The 3,778-nt window shown below is 57.7% G+C and carries 2 protein-coding genes; both read right to left on the minus strand.

Annotated elements, in window-relative coordinates; genetic code table 11:
- Positions 1-1,067 precede the first annotated feature (1,067 nt).
- Entirely contained in the window at positions 1,068-1,526 is a 459-nt protein-coding gene (locus H5U08_RS12635) for a hypothetical protein (RefSeq protein WP_297033602.1), read from the minus strand.
- Positions 1,527-1,710: 184 nt separating this feature from the next.
- The coding region (locus H5U08_RS12640; RefSeq protein WP_297033604.1) for a glycoside hydrolase family 38 C-terminal domain-containing protein at positions 1,711-3,778 on the minus strand (2,068 nt) is incomplete at its 5' end.

Raw genomic sequence — 3,778 nt, forward strand, 5'->3', positions numbered from 1 at the left:
CCACGGCACACGGTCCAAACCTGCAAAGTAGGCACACTGCACCACCTCCGGTGATAGACTCAGCATGTCATCGGCGCGAAACTCTAGCATTCCCATAGAGTGCGTAAGGATTCATCAGTACGCGACGCCCTGGCCCGATCACACCCCGGTGATACTTTTTAGTGTATCACCTTTTGCTCTCCAGAGTTGCCGAAATTTTTCGCTCGCTCGGTGAAAGGTGTGTCACTTCCGCTACTCCCTAAGCTCCTCAATGGTTTCTCCCTTATCATCGCCCCAAAGAAATGCAGGCCGCTGAGTTTCCAAAAGAGACCCGCCCGTCCGGCGGACCAAAGGAAGCGCGGTGGACAACCCGCGGATCGTCATTTCTGTTTCAAGACCCGGACGATTCACCCCACGTGTGTGAGGGGAGGGAGCCGGACGCCGGAAGCACCCCGGTTGCTCCCCGGTACTCCCACTCCCACAATTCATACAGATGCCTTTCTCCGCCAAACCATCACGCTGTGACTCGAAAGGTACTTCTGACTGCCGTGAAACCTCGACCTCTCACCATTTGCTGTCCGAGTGGGCATCGATTCCTCGCGCCGTTCGCGTTTGTGGGAAAGGAGGTGAAATGTCCTTACTGCGGGCTTCCAACCATCGTTCCGCAACCCGGCGACGCCCCCTCGAGCGAAGCGACGCCGAAACCGCCAAACACGTCGCCACCATTCGATCCTCCAACAAAATCCGATCCCCGATCATTGTCCGGAGGAATTCCAAAAGGCCGGGCACAGGCTCAACAATCAGACGTGTCGGGCACCATCGCAAAACAAGTACCTGATTGTCACAAGCCCGACTTGGGTCGGCCCGAGGCACACCAGAGTTCCTCCCCGACATCAAAACCTTATTCGACGGCCCAAGATAGCCCCTCCAGTGCGCATTCCATCGACCAGCGATCTGTAACGCAGGCCGACGCTTCGTCCACTCTTGCCGGAACACCAGCGTCAACTCTTACCGATGAGGCTTCGACGGATTCGCCCCCAGCCGAGCAGCCAGCAATTGAGAACAGAACAGTTTCACCTTCGCGTCTTTCAGAGGCTACGCCCGAACTTCTGGTCTGGTGGCACCGGATATTCCGTACCCAGCGGGAAGGTCTTTTCCTGGCGGTGGGCTGTGTCCTGGCGTCCTCGTTGCTCACCATCATTGGTGGGATTGTCGCCCTCGCGACGGGATTTCCCCTGTGGGGTTGGTGCCTTCTTGCCCAAGCTGTTCTCGGTCTCGGTACGACCTTTGTCCTTATTGCGCTGCCAGATTGGACCACCACGAGGAATACCGGGGTGTTTTTCGCGGGGATGGCATTTCTTTGCGCGGTGGGCACCGGTCTTCTCGCGTTTGCCTCCCCGGAGCACCTCAAACGGTGGGACCTCGGCTCTGTTCACAACCAGGCACTTCGATGGATGGCTTCCCTGACCCTGGTCTATTTCGCCGTCACGTTCGTCCTTCTTCGGGTCTCCGATGGCCAGCGCCGCAGAGCCGACGCGTTTCTGCACGTCACTCGACGAGGACTCGCCCGCCGCTCAACAACAGTCCAAATGGCCACGCCCGCATATCGGGGAAGAACTCCCTCTGCGCCGTGAACTTCGACGTGCTGTTTGGAGCAGTCGAAACGAGTTGCCGTGAGCGGCGTGAATGTCGGCACTCGGCAAAACCGTGTTTCCTTGCGGTGTCCTCTTTTCACTCCAATCGGAGGGATACCAATCGGGAGCCGGGGAGCGTCAACGAGCCATCAACGGGGTCGCCGGGGTGTTCCGATAAATCTGTCATCCATACTTTGGTCAATCTCTTTCTGTCCAATTCCAGTTTCGCTTTCGCCTGTGTTCGTTGCGGATTGAAAAGCCGCAGGATGATCCCTCGACCGTCCCGCGTCGTTTTGCACTCCACGGGAAGCACAGACTCCGATTCAACTCTGACAGGCGGCGATATTTCCGAAGGTGTACTGCTGTCGACCGGCGAAGCAATCAGTGGGCGTGTTGTTTCGAGTCCGAATCGGGTGGCCATCACGGGATCGTATCCGCCCCGGTGCGGCAAAATGAAGTACGTGAATGGCGTGGGTCCTTCCTGGTCGGCTTTGTAATTGGTTTCCCAATAGTTGTTCATCACGTACGAGAGAATCGTCTGCGTCGGTTCGATGTGCGTCAGCCAGCCCTCGGGACTGAACGGCTGCGGTACATCTGTTCGAATCGTCCCCAGTTCGACCAATGGTGCATCCCAGGAGCCCCATAACACCCCGAATTGGTCATTGCTCACATCAATCCATCGCTGCACGGTGTAGTAATTCTTGCATGCACCGGGGAGTTGGTCTGCTTCGGGCCGGATAATCGCCCACGCAAGCTCCATCCTTATCTGTCCATCCGGAACACGGAACGGAAAGGCCACGTGAACACCCTCCGGCGTACGAACCTTTTCCTTGTCAAGAATCATTTCGACTTTGATCTGGTCCTTGACGTCGCTCAATTCGTAGATCCATTTCACGCTGCGGCACCCCGGCGCCGCACTTTCTACAGCCCAGCGCCGCACGAGCGGCCCCTGTTCAAGCCTCGTCACCGTGCACGCTCCGCTGATACGCTGAACCTTCTCTGGGTTCCGACCGGCAACATAAAGGTACTCGGCCAGGCCCCACCCCTTGGTTTCATCGACGAGATCGCAGTTCAACTGCTTGTCCATCAAGCGTCGGACGGCACCGGTTTGCGGATCGATTTCCAGGCTGTAGCGCCGCGTTTCTATCGCTGGTCCGCTGTCGGGCGATTTGTCAAGGGAATTGCCCGCTGCACGCCCCTGCCCTCCAAAAACGAGTTTGAAGCGTCGTCCCCCGAACGCCGGCACATCCTGTGCCCAGAAGACCACTCGACCATCACTTAGCTTCTGCCACGGCACTTCTGCTCCCTGAGTATCCTGAATCGAGCTGAGAGAACTAAGTTGCCCCTCCAGGGTAACCAGATCGCTCCGCACCCAGCCGGTGGGGTTCAGGACCATGACATAACGGTCTCCAGCCTCGGTCCTTTGTTTCGACGCCAATCCGGTCACAGCCCGGGCAAGAAGTTCCCGAGATTGCCGATCTGCGTCGAGAGCAAAGCCTTGCTTTATTCGCCACTGACTCCTGGCAAACTCACTGTCTGGCTCGGTTATGCTGTTGTGGGCCCCCCAGGTGTGTTCATCGTACAGGATCACGCTGCGCCAGGCCTGGTAGAAAAGTTCGTCGGGGTAGTTGCCAGGCCGAAGCATAGCCCACAGAGTTTCGGCCGAGGACAGTCGGTCGGCAGCTCGTCGGACCAGTCCCGTCTCTCGCGCTGAGGAGGCGGCGCCATCTTCCCAATAGGGTGTAAAGTCTCCGGTGACCTCCGGCAAGTGATCGCCGTAACGTCTTTCGAACTCCCTCATCATCTCTGAGCACGTCGCGACGACCAATCGTGGATAGGCGTATTTTTCGTTCCATTCTTTGACAAAATCGCTGATGCCCACGTCGGGCCCCGCATTGTCGCCCAAGCAATGGCGAAGTTGTACCATCTCGAAGGGATACTGACTCTCCTGCAATTCGCGCAGATAAGAAAACAATTCGGATTTCCCACGAAACCCCCGCCAGTACCCGCGGCGGGGAATCCAGCACAACACGCGTTCCTGACCACTGGGCGATTTCCACCAGAATGCCTTGTCACCCCAAACTTTCAGGGTATGGCCGATCCGATGTCCGCCATTGGGACCGATGGAGAAATACCGCACACCTGCCTGGGCAAGCGCCGTCACA

Source organism: Thermogutta sp. (assembly GCF_014359955.1).
Lineage (GTDB): Bacteria > Planctomycetota > Planctomycetia > Pirellulales > Thermoguttaceae > Thermogutta.